The sequence below is a fragment of the Clostridium sp. UBA7503 genome (genome assembly GCF_002477055.1).
GTDB classification, from domain to species: domain Bacteria; phylum Bacillota; class Clostridia; order Clostridiales; family Clostridiaceae; genus Clostridium_J; species Clostridium_J sulfidigenes.
Genome location: NZ_DLNT01000012.1, coordinates 1 through 14863, shown reverse-complemented (window position 1 = coordinate 14863; position 14863 = coordinate 1). Strand labels below are relative to the sequence as shown.

At 34.1% G+C, this 14863-nt stretch carries 13 protein-coding genes and 1 other annotated feature; all 13 genes read left to right on the top strand.

Annotation, left to right across the window (positions count from 1 at the left end; genetic code table 11):
* Positions 1 to 239 precede the first annotated feature (239 nt).
* The 13 genes from rpmG to fusA all read left to right on the top strand — a co-directional run bounded on the left by rpmG (position 240) and on the right by fusA (position 14830).
* Positions 240 to 389 carry a 50S ribosomal protein L33 gene (gene rpmG, locus B3630_RS02800; RefSeq protein ID WP_035135045.1) on the top strand — a complete coding sequence of 50 codons (150 nt, stop codon included), beginning with the start codon at positions 240 to 242 and terminating at the stop codon, positions 387 to 389.
* 39 nt (positions 390 to 428) lie between these two features.
* Entirely contained in the window at positions 429 to 653 is a 225-nt protein-coding gene (gene secE / locus B3630_RS02795) for a preprotein translocase subunit SecE (RefSeq protein WP_035135043.1), read from the top strand.
* A 45-nt stretch (positions 654 to 698) separates the two neighbouring features.
* Entirely contained in the window at positions 699 to 1220 is a 522-nt protein-coding gene (gene nusG / locus B3630_RS02790; RefSeq protein WP_346895339.1) for a transcription termination/antitermination protein NusG, read from the top strand.
* Between the two features lie 92 nt (positions 1221 to 1312).
* Positions 1313 to 1738 carry a 50S ribosomal protein L11 gene (gene rplK / locus B3630_RS02785; protein ID WP_035135039.1) on the top strand — a complete coding sequence of 142 codons (426 nt, stop codon included), beginning with the start codon at positions 1313 to 1315 and terminating at the stop codon, positions 1736 to 1738.
* A gap of 65 nt (positions 1739 to 1803) precedes the next feature.
* Positions 1804 to 2493, top strand: a complete 690-nt coding sequence (gene rplA, locus B3630_RS02780; protein ID WP_035135051.1) for a 50S ribosomal protein L1 — start codon at positions 1804 to 1806, stop codon at positions 2491 to 2493.
* Between the two features lie 31 nt (positions 2494 to 2524).
* Positions 2525 to 2650: a sequence feature (ribosomal protein L10 leader region), on the top strand.
* A gap of 31 nt (positions 2651 to 2681) precedes the next feature.
* On the top strand, positions 2682 to 3188 hold the full coding sequence (gene rplJ, locus B3630_RS02775) for a 50S ribosomal protein L10 (RefSeq protein WP_035135037.1): 507 nt from the start codon (positions 2682 to 2684) through the stop codon (positions 3186 to 3188).
* A 76-nt stretch (positions 3189 to 3264) separates the two neighbouring features.
* Positions 3265 to 3630, top strand: coding sequence for a 50S ribosomal protein L7/L12 (gene rplL / locus B3630_RS02770; protein ID WP_346868562.1), 366 nt, complete (start codon positions 3265 to 3267; stop codon positions 3628 to 3630).
* Positions 3631 to 3965: 335 nt separating this feature from the next.
* The gene (gene rpoB / locus B3630_RS02765) at positions 3966 to 7730 is read left to right on the top strand and encodes a DNA-directed RNA polymerase subunit beta (RefSeq protein ID WP_346895341.1); all 3765 of its coding nucleotides are present in this window, start codon (positions 3966 to 3968) and stop codon (positions 7728 to 7730) included.
* Positions 7731 to 7750: 20 nt separating this feature from the next.
* Entirely contained in the window at positions 7751 to 11275 is a 3525-nt protein-coding gene (gene rpoC / locus B3630_RS02760) for a DNA-directed RNA polymerase subunit beta' (RefSeq protein ID WP_346895337.1), read from the top strand.
* Positions 11276 to 11390: 115 nt separating this feature from the next.
* On the top strand, positions 11391 to 11627 hold the full coding sequence (locus tag B3630_RS02755; RefSeq protein ID WP_150842120.1) for a ribosomal L7Ae/L30e/S12e/Gadd45 family protein: 237 nt from the start codon (positions 11391 to 11393) through the stop codon (positions 11625 to 11627).
* A gap of 93 nt (positions 11628 to 11720) precedes the next feature.
* Positions 11721 to 12098, top strand: a complete 378-nt coding sequence (gene rpsL / locus B3630_RS02750) for a 30S ribosomal protein S12 (protein WP_035135030.1) — start codon at positions 11721 to 11723, stop codon at positions 12096 to 12098.
* 128 nt (positions 12099 to 12226) lie between these two features.
* Entirely contained in the window at positions 12227 to 12697 is a 471-nt protein-coding gene (gene rpsG / locus B3630_RS02745; RefSeq protein ID WP_035135028.1) for a 30S ribosomal protein S7, read from the top strand.
* A 75-nt stretch (positions 12698 to 12772) separates the two neighbouring features.
* Positions 12773 to 14830, top strand: coding sequence for an elongation factor G (gene fusA / locus B3630_RS02740; RefSeq protein WP_346895335.1), 2058 nt, complete (start codon positions 12773 to 12775; stop codon positions 14828 to 14830).
* The last annotated feature ends 33 nt before the right edge of the window (positions 14831 to 14863 follow it).

Sequence of the window (14863 nt, the reverse complement as noted above, 5' to 3'; positions counted from 1 at the left end):
GAATAATTAAGATTTAAAATAGGACTGGGTTCTAAACCTAGTCCTTTTAAAAGAAAAATCAATAGGGTATCTTTAATGATTTTATAGTATGATGATTGCAAGGAATTATTTACAATTGACATAAGTGGAAACTTGTGATAAGTTGTTTAAGTAGCAATTGCAGTTAACGATATATTATCAAGAAAAAAATATTGGTTTTATAATAAAATTAAATACGCATAAACTAGGAGGTGTAGATTGTGAGAGTTAAAATAACTTTAGCATGTACTGAATGTAAACAAAGAAACTATAACACAATGAAAAATAAAAAGAATAATCCAGACAGGATCGAAATGCAAAAATACTGCAGATTCTGCCACAAACATACACTTCATAAAGAAACAAAATAGTTCTTTAAGAACTTGAAATATTTTGGGGATGTGAAAATTATGGCTGAAAAAGTTGAGGGTAAGGTAATTAACCCTAAAAAACGAATGAAGATAGTACAGTTTTTTATCGACTTAAAAGCGGAATTTAAAAGAGTAACATGGCCTACAAAAGATGAGCTTAAGAAAGCTCTTATGGCGGTAATATGCTTTTGTCTTCTTTATGCAATAACTGTAGGTTTGTTAGATGCTGGTTTTAAAAACCTTTTTAATTTGATTTTTAAATAATTTAAAAGGGAGGTAAGGGGACGGTAGAATTACGCCCCTGTAGCTATGACAGGAGAAAAAGCAAGATGGTATGTAGTTCATACATATTCTGGATATGAGAATAAAGTTAAGGCTAATCTTGAAAAAGCCATTGAAAATAGAAATCTTGAAGAATTCGTTCATGATATTCAAGTGCCTATGGAAGAGCAAGTAGAAATTAAGGATGGCAAAGAAAAGGTTACATTAAGAAAAGTATTTCCAGGATATGTGATGGTTAAGATGGTTATGACTGATGATTCTTGGTATATTGTTAGAAATACTAGAGGAGTTACTGGATTTGTAGGTCCTGGATCAAAACCGGTGCCTTTAACAGAAGATGAAATTTACAATATGGGAATAGTTGAAAAACAAGTTACTGTAGATGTTGAAGTTGGAGAACAAGTGAAAGTTGTATCAGGACCATTTGAAGACTTCATTGTTGCAATTACTGAAATATCTATAGAAAAACATAAAATTAAAGGATTAGTTAACATGTTTGGCAGAGAAACTTCTGTTGAACTTGATTTTAATCAAATACAAAAACTTTAAGACTTAGTAGAATGACGTCTAAAAGACTAAGTTCTATTTAAGTGGGAGGACTTATAAAAGTCCGATTACCACAATATAGGAGGTGTAAACTCATGGCTAAGAAAATAACAGGAATGATAAAACTTCAACTTCCTGCAGGAAAGGCAACACCAGCACCACCAGTAGGACCTGCACTTGGTCAACACGGTGTAAATATTATGGGATTCTGTAAGGAGTTCAACGCAAAAACTGCAGATCAGCCAGGTATGATAATACCAGTTGTAATTACAGTTTACCAAGACAGATCATTTAGTTTTATACTAAAAACTCCACCAGCAGCAGTATTATTAAAGAAAGCAGCTGGAATAGAGAGTGGATCAGGCGTTCCAAACAGAACTAAGGTTGCAACAGTTTCAGCAGCTAAAGTTAAAGAAATAGCTGAATTAAAGATGCCAGACTTAAATGCTGCATCATTAGAGGCTGCTATGAGCATGATAGCTGGAACAGCTAGAAGCATGGGAATAGTAATCGAAGAGTAATTTCAATTAATTCGGTGGGAGGCAAAAACCGTTAATACCACAAAGGAGGATGCAAAATGGCTAAAATGGGAAAGAATTACATAGAAAGCGCTAAGTTGATAGACAAGAATGCTCTATACACACCAGCAGAATCTATGGAACTTACAATAAAGACATCAAAAGCTAAATTCGATGAAACAATAGAAGTTCACGTAAGACTTGGTGTTGACCCAAGACATGCAGATCAACAAGTAAGAGGAGCAGTAGTACTTCCTCATGGAACAGGTAAAACTGTTAGAGTATTAGTTTTCGCTAAAGGAGACAAAGCAAAAGAAGCAGAAGCTGCTGGAGCTGATTTCGTTGGAGCAGAAGAACTAGTAGATAAAATCCAAAAAGAGAACTGGTTTGAGTTTGACGTAGTTGTAGCTACTCCAGATATGATGGGCGTAGTTGGAAGACTAGGTAGAGTATTAGGACCTAAAGGTTTAATGCCAAACCCTAAATCAGGTACTGTTACATTTGATGTAGCAAAAGCTCTAAATGATATTAAAGCTGGTAAAGTTGAATACAGAGTAGATAAAACAGCTATAGTTCACGTAGGAATTGGTAAGAAGTCTTTCGGATCTGAAAAGTTAATGGATAACTTCCATACTTTAATGGATGCTATTGTTAAGGCTAAACCAGCTGCTGCAAAAGGACAATATATTAAATCTGTTACTGTAGCATCAACTATGGGACCAGGAGTAAAAATTAATCCAACAAAAGTGTTAGATTAATATTGCATTAAATTTTTTAATGTGCTATAATACAAAAGTTGAATATATTCCGTAGACAGTAGGTGCTGAAAAGCGTAACTAAATACCTACCGAGGATGCTAATAAATGATTTTATTGGTCTCTTCGTGTCTGCGGAGAGACCTTAATTTTTTAATATACAGTGAAAGCTGTAAGGAGGTGGATACACAGTGCAAAGTAAAAATAGATCTTTAAAAGAAGCAAAAGTTGCTGAAATAAAGGAAAAGTTAGAAAAAGCTCAAGGAGTTGTTCTTAGTGAGTATCAAGGACTAAATGTTGAAGAAGATACACAATTAAGAAAAGCACTAAGAGAAGCAGGTGTTGAATATAGAGTATATAAAAATACACTAGTTACATTAGCTGCAAAGGAATTAGGAATTGAAGGATTAGATCAATATCTTCAAGGACCAGTTTCAATAGCTTTAGGATATGATGACCCAACATCACCAGCTAGAGTTTTAAATGACTTTGCAAAAACTCATAAAAAACTTCAATTAAAAGCAGGAGTAGTCCAAGGTGAGTTATTTGGTGAAGCTCAAATTAAAGAGATCGCATCAATTCCATCAAGAGACGTACTTATTGCAAAACTACTTGGAAGCTTCAAGGCTCCACTTTCAAACTTAGCATATTTATTAAATGCTATAGCTGAGAAAAAAGGTGAAGAAGCAGCAGAGTAATTAGTCTAAGTAAGAATTTAGAAAACGTAGAGAAAATAAAAAATATAATTTAAAAATTTCGGAGGTGCATTTTAAAATGACAAGAGAAGATATAATTCAAGCTATAAAAGATATGAGTGTTTTAGAATTAAACGAGTTAGTTAAGGCTTGTGAAGAAGAATTTGGAGTAAGTGCAGCAGCACCAGTAGCAGTTGCAGGTGGAGCAGTTGCTGGAGCAGCAGCTGAAGAAAAAACTGAGTTCGACGTAGTATTAACTAACGCTGGAGCTGGAAAAATAAAAGTTATAAAAGTTGTTAGAGAAATAACTGGATTAGGATTAAAAGAAGCTAAAGATATAGTTGATGGAGCTCCTAAAACAATTAAAGAAGCTGTAAGCAAAGATGACGCTGAAAGCATGAAAGCTAAACTTGAAGAAGTTGGAGCTACTGTAGAAGTAAAATAGTAAGTCAATGGATTTACATTGTGGAGTACTTAATTTAAGTACTCCATTTTTGTAACAAAAGAAATAAAAATAACTTAATAAATAAGTATATTATATATTGACATTAAATAAAAATAATGATAATATAATTCAATGCGAATAAAGTAAATCAAGTCATGTAATGTCCATATTTAAGGAGAAAATTCTTCGTATATTTATATAGAATTATAATTATGTGAATATTTTGCTGCAAATTGGATAGAATTGCATGATGAATAAGTGTAAGTCCGAAACACAAAGTCCTAGGGGAAAGTGTGTCTTGGGTTATTTTAGTTTATACAAGGGGTGAAAATTATATGGTACATCCTGTAAAAGTTGGTAAAAGGGAAAGGATGAGCTTTTCCAAAGTAAAAGATACGGCTGAAATGCCAAACTTAATCGAAGTTCAAATTGATTCATACGATTGGTTTTTAGCTGAAGGATTGCACGAGGTATTTGATGATATTAATCCTATACAAGATTATACTGGCAACTTATCTTTAGAATTTGTCAACTATAAATTGGATATGGAGAACATTAAGTATTCTGTTGAGCAATGCAAAGAAAGAGATACTACTTATGCAGCACCATTAAAGGTGAAAGTTAGGTTACAAAATAATGAAACAGGAGAAATAAAGGAACAAGAAGTCTTTATGGGTGATTTCCCAATAATGACTGATCAAGGAACCTTTGTTATTAACGGAGCTGAAAGAGTTATAGTAAGTCAGTTAGTTAGATCTCCAGGAGTATATTATAATTATACTGTTGATAAGACTGGTAAAAAGTTATTTTCCTCAACAGTTATACCAAATAGAGGAGCTTGGTTAGAATACGAGACTGACTCTAATGATGTAATTTATGTAAGAATAGACAAGACAAGGAAGTTACCTATTACAGTACTTATGAGGGTAATGCTAAACTATGGAAGTGATGCTGAGATTCTTGAGGTTTTTGGAGAAGAAGAGAGACTTAAAGCATCCTTAGAAAAAGATAATACAAAAGAAAAGAATGATGCATTACTAGAGATTTATAAGAGACTAAGACCTGGTGAGCCACCAACTGTGGATAGTGCCATTTCATTGATAGAGTCTTTATTCTTTGATGCGAAAAGATATGATTTATCAAAAGTAGGTAGATATAAATTTAATAAGAAGTTAGCTGTTAAATGGAGAATTACTAATCAAATAGCTGCTGAAAACATAATTAATCCTTCTACAGGTGAGATTATAGTTGAAAAGGGAAGTAAAATAAGTAGAGAATTAGCTGCAGAAATACAAAACTTAGGTATAAATTCTGTAGACATTCAGGTTGATGATAGAATTATAAGAGTTATAGGAAATAACTTTGTTGATTTGTCTAAACATGTAAGCTTTGATATTGCTGAGCTAAACATTAAAGAATATGTTCACTATCCTACATTAAAAGCAATATTAGAAACATATCATAATGAAGATGAAATTAAAGAACAAATAAAGGCTAGCGCAAACAAGTTGGTTCCAAAACATATAATTAGAGACGACATATATGCTACATTAAGCTATGAGTTGGGATTGGCGTACGGAATAGGATATGTAGATGACATAGACCATTTAGGAAATAGAAGATTAAGATCTGTAGGTGAATTATTACAAAACCAATTTAGAATTGGGTTATCAAGAATGGAAAGAGTAGTCAAAGAAAGAATGACTGTTCAAGATCAAGAAATAATTACTCCACAGGCTTTAATAAATATAAGACCTGTTGTGGCAGCTATAAAAGAGTTCTTTGGAAGTTCACAGCTATCACAATTCATGGATCAAACAAATCCATTATCTGAGTTAACACACAAAAGAAGATTATCTGCATTAGGACCAGGAGGACTATCAAGAGAAAGAGCAGGATTTGAAGTAAGAGATGTTCACTATTCTCATTATGGAAGAATGTGTCCTATAGAGACACCAGAAGGTCCTAACATAGGGTTAATTAACTCATTAGCTACATATGCTAAGGTTAATGAATATGGATTTATGCAGACTCCATATAGAGTTGTTGACAAGGAAACAGGTAAGGCCACAGATAAGATTATATATATAACTGCTGATGAAGAAGATAATTATCTTGTAGCGCAAGCTAGTGAGCCATTAGCTGAAGATGGAAGCTTCATAGATAAAAAAGTTACTGTTAGAGAAAAATCAGAAGTTATAATAGTACCAAGAGAGCAAGTTGATCTAATTGATATTTCTCCAAGGCAGATTGTATCAGTTGCTACAGCAATGATACCTTTCTTAGAGAATGACGATGCTACTCGTGCTCTGATGGGATCAAACATGCAAAGGCAAGCAGTTCCACTTCTAAAAACACAGGCACCAGTAGTTGGTACTGGTATAGAATTTAAAGCTGCAGTAGACTCAGGGGTATTACCTAAGGCTAAGAATGCAGGAGTTGTATCTTATGTTAGTGGAAATGAAATAAGAATAAAAAGAGATATAGATGGTGGTACAGATGTATATAACCTATTAAAATTCAAGAGATCTAACTCTGGTACTTGTATAAATCAACGTCCTATAGTTGATAAAGGAGAAAAAGTTGACATAAATACGGTTTTAGCTGATGGTCCTTCTACAGATTTAGGAGAAATTGCATTAGGTAAAAATATTAGAATTGGATTTATAACTTGGGAAGGTTATAACTACGAGGATGCTATGCTTATATCTGAGGAACTAGTAAGAGATGATATCTTTACTTCAGTTCACATTGAAGAATATGAATCAGAAGCTAGAGATACTAAACTAGGACCAGAAGAGATTACAAGAGACATACCAAACGTAGGTGAGGATGCTCTAAAAGACATAGATGAACGTGGAATAATAAGGATAGGTGCAGAAGTAAGGTCAGGAGATATTTTAGTAGGTAAAGTTACTCCTAAGGGAGAGACTGAACTAACAGCAGNNTTATTAAGAGCTATATTCGGAGAGAAAGCAAGAGAAGTAAGAGATACTTCGCTAAGAGTTCCTCATGGAGAAGCTGGTATAATTGTAGATGTAAAAGTATTTACAAAAGAAAATGCTGATGAACTTCCACCGGGTGTAAATCAATTAGTAAGATGTTATATAGCTCAAAAGAGAAAAATATCTGTTGGAGATAAGATGGCGGGAAGACACGGTAATAAAGGTGTTATATCTAGAGTGTTACCATTAGAAGATATGCCATTCTTACCTGATGGAAGACCACTTCAAATATGTTTAAACCCTCTAGGAGTTCCATCACGTATGAATATAGGTCAGGTACTTGAGGTTCATTTAGGATGGGCTGCTAGTGAACTTGGATGGCATATAGCTACTCCAGTATTTGATGGTGCTTTAGATACAGAAATTCAAGATTGCTTAGAAAAAGCAGGATATAATAGAGATGGTAAAACTGTACTTTATGACGGAAGAACAGGAGAAGCGTTTGATAATAGGGTTACAGTAGGATACATGTATATATTAAAGCTGCACCACTTAGTTGATGATAAGATACATGCTAGATCTACAGGTCCATACTCATTAGTTACTCAGCAACCATTGGGGGGTAAAGCTCAATTTGGAGGGCAAAGATTTGGTGAGATGGAAGTTTGGGCCCTTGAAGCTTATGGATCAGCTCATACACTTCAGGAAATTCTAACAGTTAAGTCAGATGATGTTGTAGGTAGAGTTAAAACTTATGAGGCTATTGTAAAAGGTGAAAATATACCTGAGCCAGGAGTTCCAGAATCATTTAAGGTACTTATTAAAGAACTTCAAGCATTATGCTTAGATATTAAGCTTTTAGATGAAAATCATGAGGAAATTAAACTTAAAGAATCTGTCGATGACGAAGTTGAAGATTTAGAGGTAAATATAGAAGGTAAAGAGGATTCTTTTACTAAAGAACCTGTAAAAGAATTTATTGAACCAATAGATACTGATTCATCAGATGTAGAAGAAGATTCAGATTTTGAAGACATAAAATTAGATGATTTTGATGATGAATTAGAACCAAATCTAGATTCAGGTTTAGATATCGATATAGAATCTGACATAGACAGTGATTTAGTTTTAGATGATTTTAATGATGAACATTAAATTGAAGGGAGGATGTACCCTTGTTTGAATTAAATAATTTTGATGCAATACAAATAGGGTTAGCTTCACCAGAACAGATCAGAGAGTGGTCTAGAGGGGAAGTAAAAAAACCTGAAACAATCAACTATAGAACATTAAAACCGGAAAGAGATGGTCTGTTCTGCGAGAGAATATTTGGACCAATGAAAGACTGGGAATGTCATTGCGGTAAATACAAAAGAGTTAGATACAAAGGTATAGTGTGTGACAGATGTGGAGTTGAAGTTACAAAATCTAAAGTAAGGCGTGAAAGAATGGGGCATATAGAACTAGCTGCCCCTGTATCTCACATTTGGTATTTTAAAGGAATTCCATCTCGTATGGGATTAATTCTTGATATGTCACCACGTTCTTTAGAAAAAGTACTTTATTTTGCTGCTTATGTAGTGTTGGACCCAAAGGATACACCACTTGATAAAAAGCAAATATTAACAGAAAAAGACTATAGAGAAGCTGTAGATAAATATGGTTATGATGGCTTTGTAGCAGGAATGGGTGCAGAATCTGTAAAAGTCTTATTACAAGATATAGATTTAGATAAGCTTTCTGCAGAACTTAAAGAAGATTTTAAAACAAGTACAGGACAAAAGAAAATAAGAACTATTAGAAGACTTGATGTCGTAGAATCATTTAGAAAATCAACCAATAAACCAGAGTGGATGATTATAGATGTAATACCTGTTATACCACCAGATTTAAGACCAATGGTACAATTAGATGGTGGAAGATTTGCTACATCTGACTTAAACGATTTATACAGAAGAGTAATAAATAGAAATAATAGACTTAAAAAGTTACTAGATTTACAAGCACCTGATATTATCGTTAGAAATGAGAAAAGAATGCTTCAAGAAGCAGTAGATTCACTAATTGATAATGGAAGAAGAGGTAGACCAGTAACAGGTCCAGGAAATAGACCATTAAAATCTTTATCAGATATGCTTAAAGGAAAGCAAGGAAGATTTAGACAAAACTTGCTTGGTAAGCGTGTTGACTACTCTGGACGTTCAGTTATCGTTGTTGGACCTGAACTTAAGATGTATCAATGTGGACTTCCAAAAGAAATGGCATTAGAATTATTTAAGCCGTTTGTTATGAAAAAGTTAACTGAAAGTGGAGTTGCACACAACATTAAGAGTGCAAAGAGAATGGTTGAAAGAGTTCAGCCTCAAGTATGGGATGTCCTTGAAGAAGTTATTCAAGATCATCCAGTATTACTTAACCGTGCTCCAACACTTCATAGGTTAGGAATTCAAGCCTTCCAACCAATACTTGTAGAAGGAAGAGCTATAAAATTGCATCCACTTGTATGTACGGCATATAATGCTGACTTTGATGGAGACCAAATGGCGGTACACGTTCCTCTATCAGTTGAAGCACAAGCAGAAGCAAGATTTTTAATGCTTGCAGCGCACAATATTATGAAAGCTTCAGATGGTAAACCAGTTTGTGTACCTACTCAAGATATGGTTCTTGGCTCTTATTACTTAACATTAGATAAAGAAGGGGCTAAGGGTGAAGGAAGAATGTTCTCATCACCAGAAGAAGTGATGATGGCATATGAAGTTAAGGATGTAGATATACATGCAGCTATTAAAGTTAAAGTATCTAAAATTATTAATGGTGAAAAACGTTATGGAATTATAGATACTACATTAGGAAAGCTTATATTTAATGAATCAATACCTCAAAATCTAGGTTTTATTGATAGAACTCTACCTGAAAATGAATTTAAATTAGAGATAGATTTCTTAGTGAGTAAGAAAAACTTGGGAAATATAATAGATAAATGTTACACATTATATGGTCCTTCTGAAACATCTAAGATGCTTGATAATATAAAAGCAAAAGGATATCATTTCTCTACTATCGGAGCTGTAACAGTAGCTGTTTCTGACATGGAAGTTCCAGAAATTAAGAAAGAATTACTTGCAGATGCTGATAATACTATTGAAAAGATAGAAAAGATGTATAGAAGAGGATTCATATCTGAAGATGAGAGATATGAAAAAGTTATAGACAAGTGGACAAAAACAACTGAAGAAGTAGCTGACGCGCTTATGGATAGTTTAGATAAGTTTAATCCGATAAATATGATGGCTGACTCAGGAGCCAGAGGATCTAAGAGCCAAATTAAACAATTAGCAGGTATGAGAGGGCTTATGGCTAGTCCTTCAGGTAAAATCATTGAACTTCCAATCCGAGCTTCATTTAGAGAAGGACTTGAAGTATTAGAATATTTCATATCTACTCACGGAGCTAGAAAAGGAAATGCTGATACAGCCCTTAAAACTGCGGATTCTGGATACTTAACAAGAAGACTTGTTGATGTTAGTCAAGATGTTATAGTAAGACAAGAGGATTGTGGAACTAAAGAAGGTTATGAAGTTAGTGAAATTAAAGAAGGAAATGAAGTAATTGAACCACTAAGCGAAAGACTTTCTGGAAGATATAGTGCTCAAGATATAATCCATCCAAAAACAGGAGAAGTTCTAGTTAAATGTGATGAGTATATGAATGCTGCTATGGCAGAAAAGGTTGAAAAAGCGGGCGTTAAGAAAGTTAAAATAAGATCTGTATTTACTTGTAACGCTAAAATAGGAGTATGTGCTAAATGTTATGGTATGAACATGGCAACAGCTCAAAAAATCGACATAGGTGAGGCTGTTGGTATTATAGCAGCTCAATCTATAGGAGAACCAGGAACTCAGCTTACAATGAGAACATTCCATACAGGTGGGGTTGTTGGAGCAGATATTACTCAGGGTCTTCCAAGGGTTGAAGAATTATTTGAAGCCAGAAAACCAAAGGGGCTTGCAATAGTAAGTGATTGTGCAGGTACAGTAAGAATGGAAGAAACTAAGAAAAAACGAACTGTTATAGTGACAAGTAACTCCGGTGAAGAGTTCACTTATGAAATACCATTTGGTTCAAGAATTAAAGTAATGAATGGTGATATAATAGATGCTGGAGATGAAATCACTGAAGGATCAGTAAATCCACATGACATAATAAGAATTAAAGGTGTTAAGGGTGTTAAAAACTATCTTTTATCTGAGGTTCAAAAAGTTTATAGATTACAAGGTGTTGATATAAACGATAAGCACCTTGAAGTAGTAATAAGACAAATGACTAGAAAAATAAAGGTAGAAGAATCAGGTGATACTGAGTTGCTACCAGGAACAATGATGGATATATTTGATTTTGAAGAAGCAAATGAAAAAGCTTTAGCACTAGGTGGAAAACCAGCTGAGGGTAAGATTGCATTATTAGGAATAACTAAAGCAGCACTAGCAACTGATTCATTCTTATCAGCAGCGTCATTCCAAGAGACTACAAGAGTTCTTACAGATGCAGCTATCAAAGGAAAGATAGATCCTCTTGTAGGATTAAAAGAAAATGTAATTATAGGTAAGTTAATTCCTGCTGGAACTGGTATGAATAGATACAGGGGAATTGAAATCTGTGAAAATAAGCCAGTTGCAGAGGTAGAAATTAACGCTTAATCTTAGAGTTAGTTCTATTGACATGAATTATATAAAGTGATAAAATACATTTTGTATGTGATTGATAAAATAGTATTTTATCACTTTATGAATTGAAATTATGAGGGGGGTTAGTATGGTGACTAGACTTGTTGGGGAAAAGGTTGTTGGAGTAAAGCAAACAGCTAAAGCCTTAAAGAACAATCTAGGTTGTAAGCTGTATGTTGCAAAAGATGCAGATAGCAAACTACTAGAACCTATACTTAAATTAGCAGCAGACAGATCCCTAGAAATTATAGAAATTGATACTATGAAAGAACTAGGTGTATTATGTGGAATTGATGTTTCAGCTGCAACTGCACTCATAATTTAAGGTTTGCTAATGACTAATTTATTATAGAATATCTATCATAATATTATTGTGTGAATAGATAAGCATTAGTAATTATTTTAAGGAGGTGAAATAATGCCAACTATAAACCAATTAGTAAGAAAAGGTAGAATGACATTAGCTTCAAAATCTACAGCACCAGCATTAAAAGAGTGTCCACAAAAAAGAGGAGTATGTACTGTAGTTAAAACAAGTACTCCTAAGAAGCCAAACTCAGCGTTAAGAAAAGTAGCGAGAGTTAGACTTACAAACGGATACGAAGTAACTGCTTATATTCCAGGTGAAGGACACAACCTACAAGAGCACAGCGTTGTTCTTATAAGAGGAGGAAGAGTAAAAGACCTTCCAGGTTGCAGATACCACATAGTCAGAGGAGCTTTAGACTCTGCTGGAGTAGCAAACAGATTACAATCAAGATCTAAATACGGTGCTAAGAGACCAAAACAAAAATAGGTCTTAATTAAAGAGTGCTATGCCTTCGAATTTATATAGATTTACATAGATTACAAGAGCAGAGCACTTTGCGGTAGAAATATCGAGTACCTATGAGTTAATTTTACAATGTTAAGGAGGGAAGAAAAGTGCCAAGAAAAGGATTTATTGCAAAAAGAGATGTATTACCAGATCCAATGTACAATTCAAAAGTTGTTACTAAATTAATAAACAGTGTTATGGAAGATGGAAAAAAGGGTGTAGCACAAAAGATATGCTATGATGCTTTCGATATCATTCGTGAAAAAACTGGAAAAGAACCTCTAGAGGTTTTTGAGGCAGCTATGAACAATATAATGCCATTACTTGAGGTTAAAGCTAGAAGAATAGGTGGAGCTACATATCAAGTACCTATCGAGGTTAGACCAGAGAGAAGACAAACATTAGGTATTAGATGGATGTTGCTAGCTTGTGAAAAAAGAGGCGAGAAATATATGAGAGAAAGATTAGCTAACGAGTTAATCGATGCCTCAAATAACACAGGAGCTGCAGTTAAGAAGAGAGAAGATACTCATAAAATGGCTGAAGCAAATAAGGCTTTTGCTCATTACAGATACTAATACAAGAACTGTTTTGGCTAAGGCCAAAACAGTTTTGTCGAATTTAAAATTACTCGCTAAGAGGAGGAAATAGGAATGGCTAGAAAATACCCTTTAGAGAAATTCCGTAACTTCGGAATTATGGCTCACATAGATGCAGGTAAAACTACAACAACAGAGCGTATTTTATTTTATACTGGTAAAACTCATAAGATAGGAGAAACTCATGAAGGTGCATCTCAAATGGACTGGATGGTTCAAGAACAAGAAAGAGGTATAACAATTACTTCTGCTGCAACGACATGTTTTTGGAAAGATCATGAATTAAATATTATAGACACTCCTGGACACGTAGATTTTACAGTTGAGGTTGAGAGATCATTAAGAGTTCTAGATGGAACTGTTACAGTACTTGATGCTAAGAGTGGAGTTGAGCCACAAACTGAAACAGTTTGGAGACAGGCAGACAAGTATGGTGTTCCAAGAATGATTTATGTTAATAAAATGGATGCTACTGGTGCTGATTTCTTCAGATGTATTAAAACTGTAAGAGATAGATTAAAGGCTAATGCAGTGCCAATACAAATTCCGGTAGGTGCAGAAGAAAACTTTAAGGGAATGATAGATTTAATAGCTAATCATGCTATCATAACTTATGATGATTTAGGAACTGATGTAAGAATTGAAGAAATTCCAACAGAGTTAGCTGATAAAGCTGAAGAGTATAGAATGGCTATGATAGAAGCTATAGCAGAAACTGATGAAGCATTAATGGAGAAGTACCTTGAAGGTGAAGAGATCACTGAAGAGGAATTACATGCTGCATTAAGAAAAGCTACTATAGCAAATGAAATAGTTCCATGTATATGCGGATCATCATATAAAAACAAAGGGGTTCAAGAAATGATAAATGGCGTTGTTGCTTATTTACCATCTCCACTAGATATCCCTGCTGTTAATGGTACTACATTAGATGGAGAAGAAGATTCAAGAGAAGCATCAGATGAAGTGCCAATGTCTGCTTTAGCATTTAAAATTGCTACTGACCCATTCGTAGGAAAACTTGCATTTACAAGAGTTTACTCAGGTATAATGAAAGGTGGTACTTATGTACTTAATTCAACCAAGGGTAAAAAGGAAAGAATTGGAAGACTTGTTAAGATGCATGCTAACCATAGAGAAGAAGTAGAAGAGTTAGAAGCAGGTGAAATCGGAGCAGTTATTGGACTTAAAGGAACTACAACAGGAGATACTTTATGTTCAGAAGATAAACCAATAATTCTTGAATCAATGGAATTCCCAGAGCCAGTTATATCTGTAGCTATTGAGCCAAAGACAAAAGCTGGTCAAGAAAAACTAGGAATAGCTTTAGCGAAACTTGCTGAAGAAGATCCAACATTCAAAACTTATACTAATCAAGAAACAGGTCAAACAATCATCGCTGGTATGGGTGAGTTGCACTTAGATATTATAGTAGATAGATTAACAAGAGAATTCAAAGTTGAATGTAACGTTGGTGCACCACAAGTTGCTTATAAAGAAACAATTAGAAAAGCTGTTAAGGCTGAAGCTAAATATGCTAAGCAATCAGGTGGTAAAGGACAATATGGTCACTGCGTAATAGAAATGGAACCAATCGAAGGGGAATATGTATTTGAAAATGCTGTTGTAGGAGGAGCTATTCCTAAAGAATATATTGCTCCAATTGATAATGGTATAAGAGAAGCAGCTAAGAATGGTATAATTGCTGGTTATGAGACTATAAACTTTAAAATTAGACTTGTACACGGATCATACCACGAAGTTGACTCATCAGAAATGGCATTTAAAATTGCTGGATCTATGGCATTTAAAAATGCTATGGCTAAAGCTGACCCAGTATTACTTGAGCCAATGGAAAAAGTTGAAATTACAGTTCCAGAAGAGTACATGGGAGATGTAATGGGAGATGTAAACTCAAGAAGAGGAAGAATTGATGGTATGGAAGCTATTAATGGAGCTCAAATTATTAGAGCCTTCGTTCCATTATCTGAAATGTTTGGATATGCAACTACTTTAAGATCAAAAACACAAGGTAGAGGTGTTTACTCAATGGTATTTGATCACTATGAAGAAGTTCCAAAGAGTATTCAAGAGCAATTATCTAAAAAATAATTAAGAATATATAAAAAGTGAAAATAAAAATGT

Coding starts and splice junctions, on each gene's coding strand:
- secE (WP_035135043.1), top strand. CDS start 429: ATGGCTGAAAAAGTTGAGGGTAAGGTAATTAACCCTAAAAAACGAATG.
- fusA (WP_346895335.1), top strand. CDS start 12,773: ATGGCTAGAAAATACCCTTTAGAGAAATTCCGTAACTTCGGAATTATG.
- rplL (WP_346868562.1), top strand. CDS start 3,265: ATGACAAGAGAAGATATAATTCAAGCTATAAAAGATATGAGTGTTTTA.
- nusG (WP_346895339.1), top strand. CDS start 699: ATGACAGGAGAAAAAGCAAGATGGTATGTAGTTCATACATATTCTGGA.
- rplA (WP_035135051.1), top strand. CDS start 1,804: ATGGGAAAGAATTACATAGAAAGCGCTAAGTTGATAGACAAGAATGCT.
- rpsL (WP_035135030.1), top strand. CDS start 11,721: ATGCCAACTATAAACCAATTAGTAAGAAAAGGTAGAATGACATTAGCT.
- rplK (WP_035135039.1), top strand. CDS start 1,313: ATGGCTAAGAAAATAACAGGAATGATAAAACTTCAACTTCCTGCAGGA.
- B3630_RS02755 (WP_150842120.1), top strand. CDS start 11,391: ATGGTGACTAGACTTGTTGGGGAAAAGGTTGTTGGAGTAAAGCAAACA.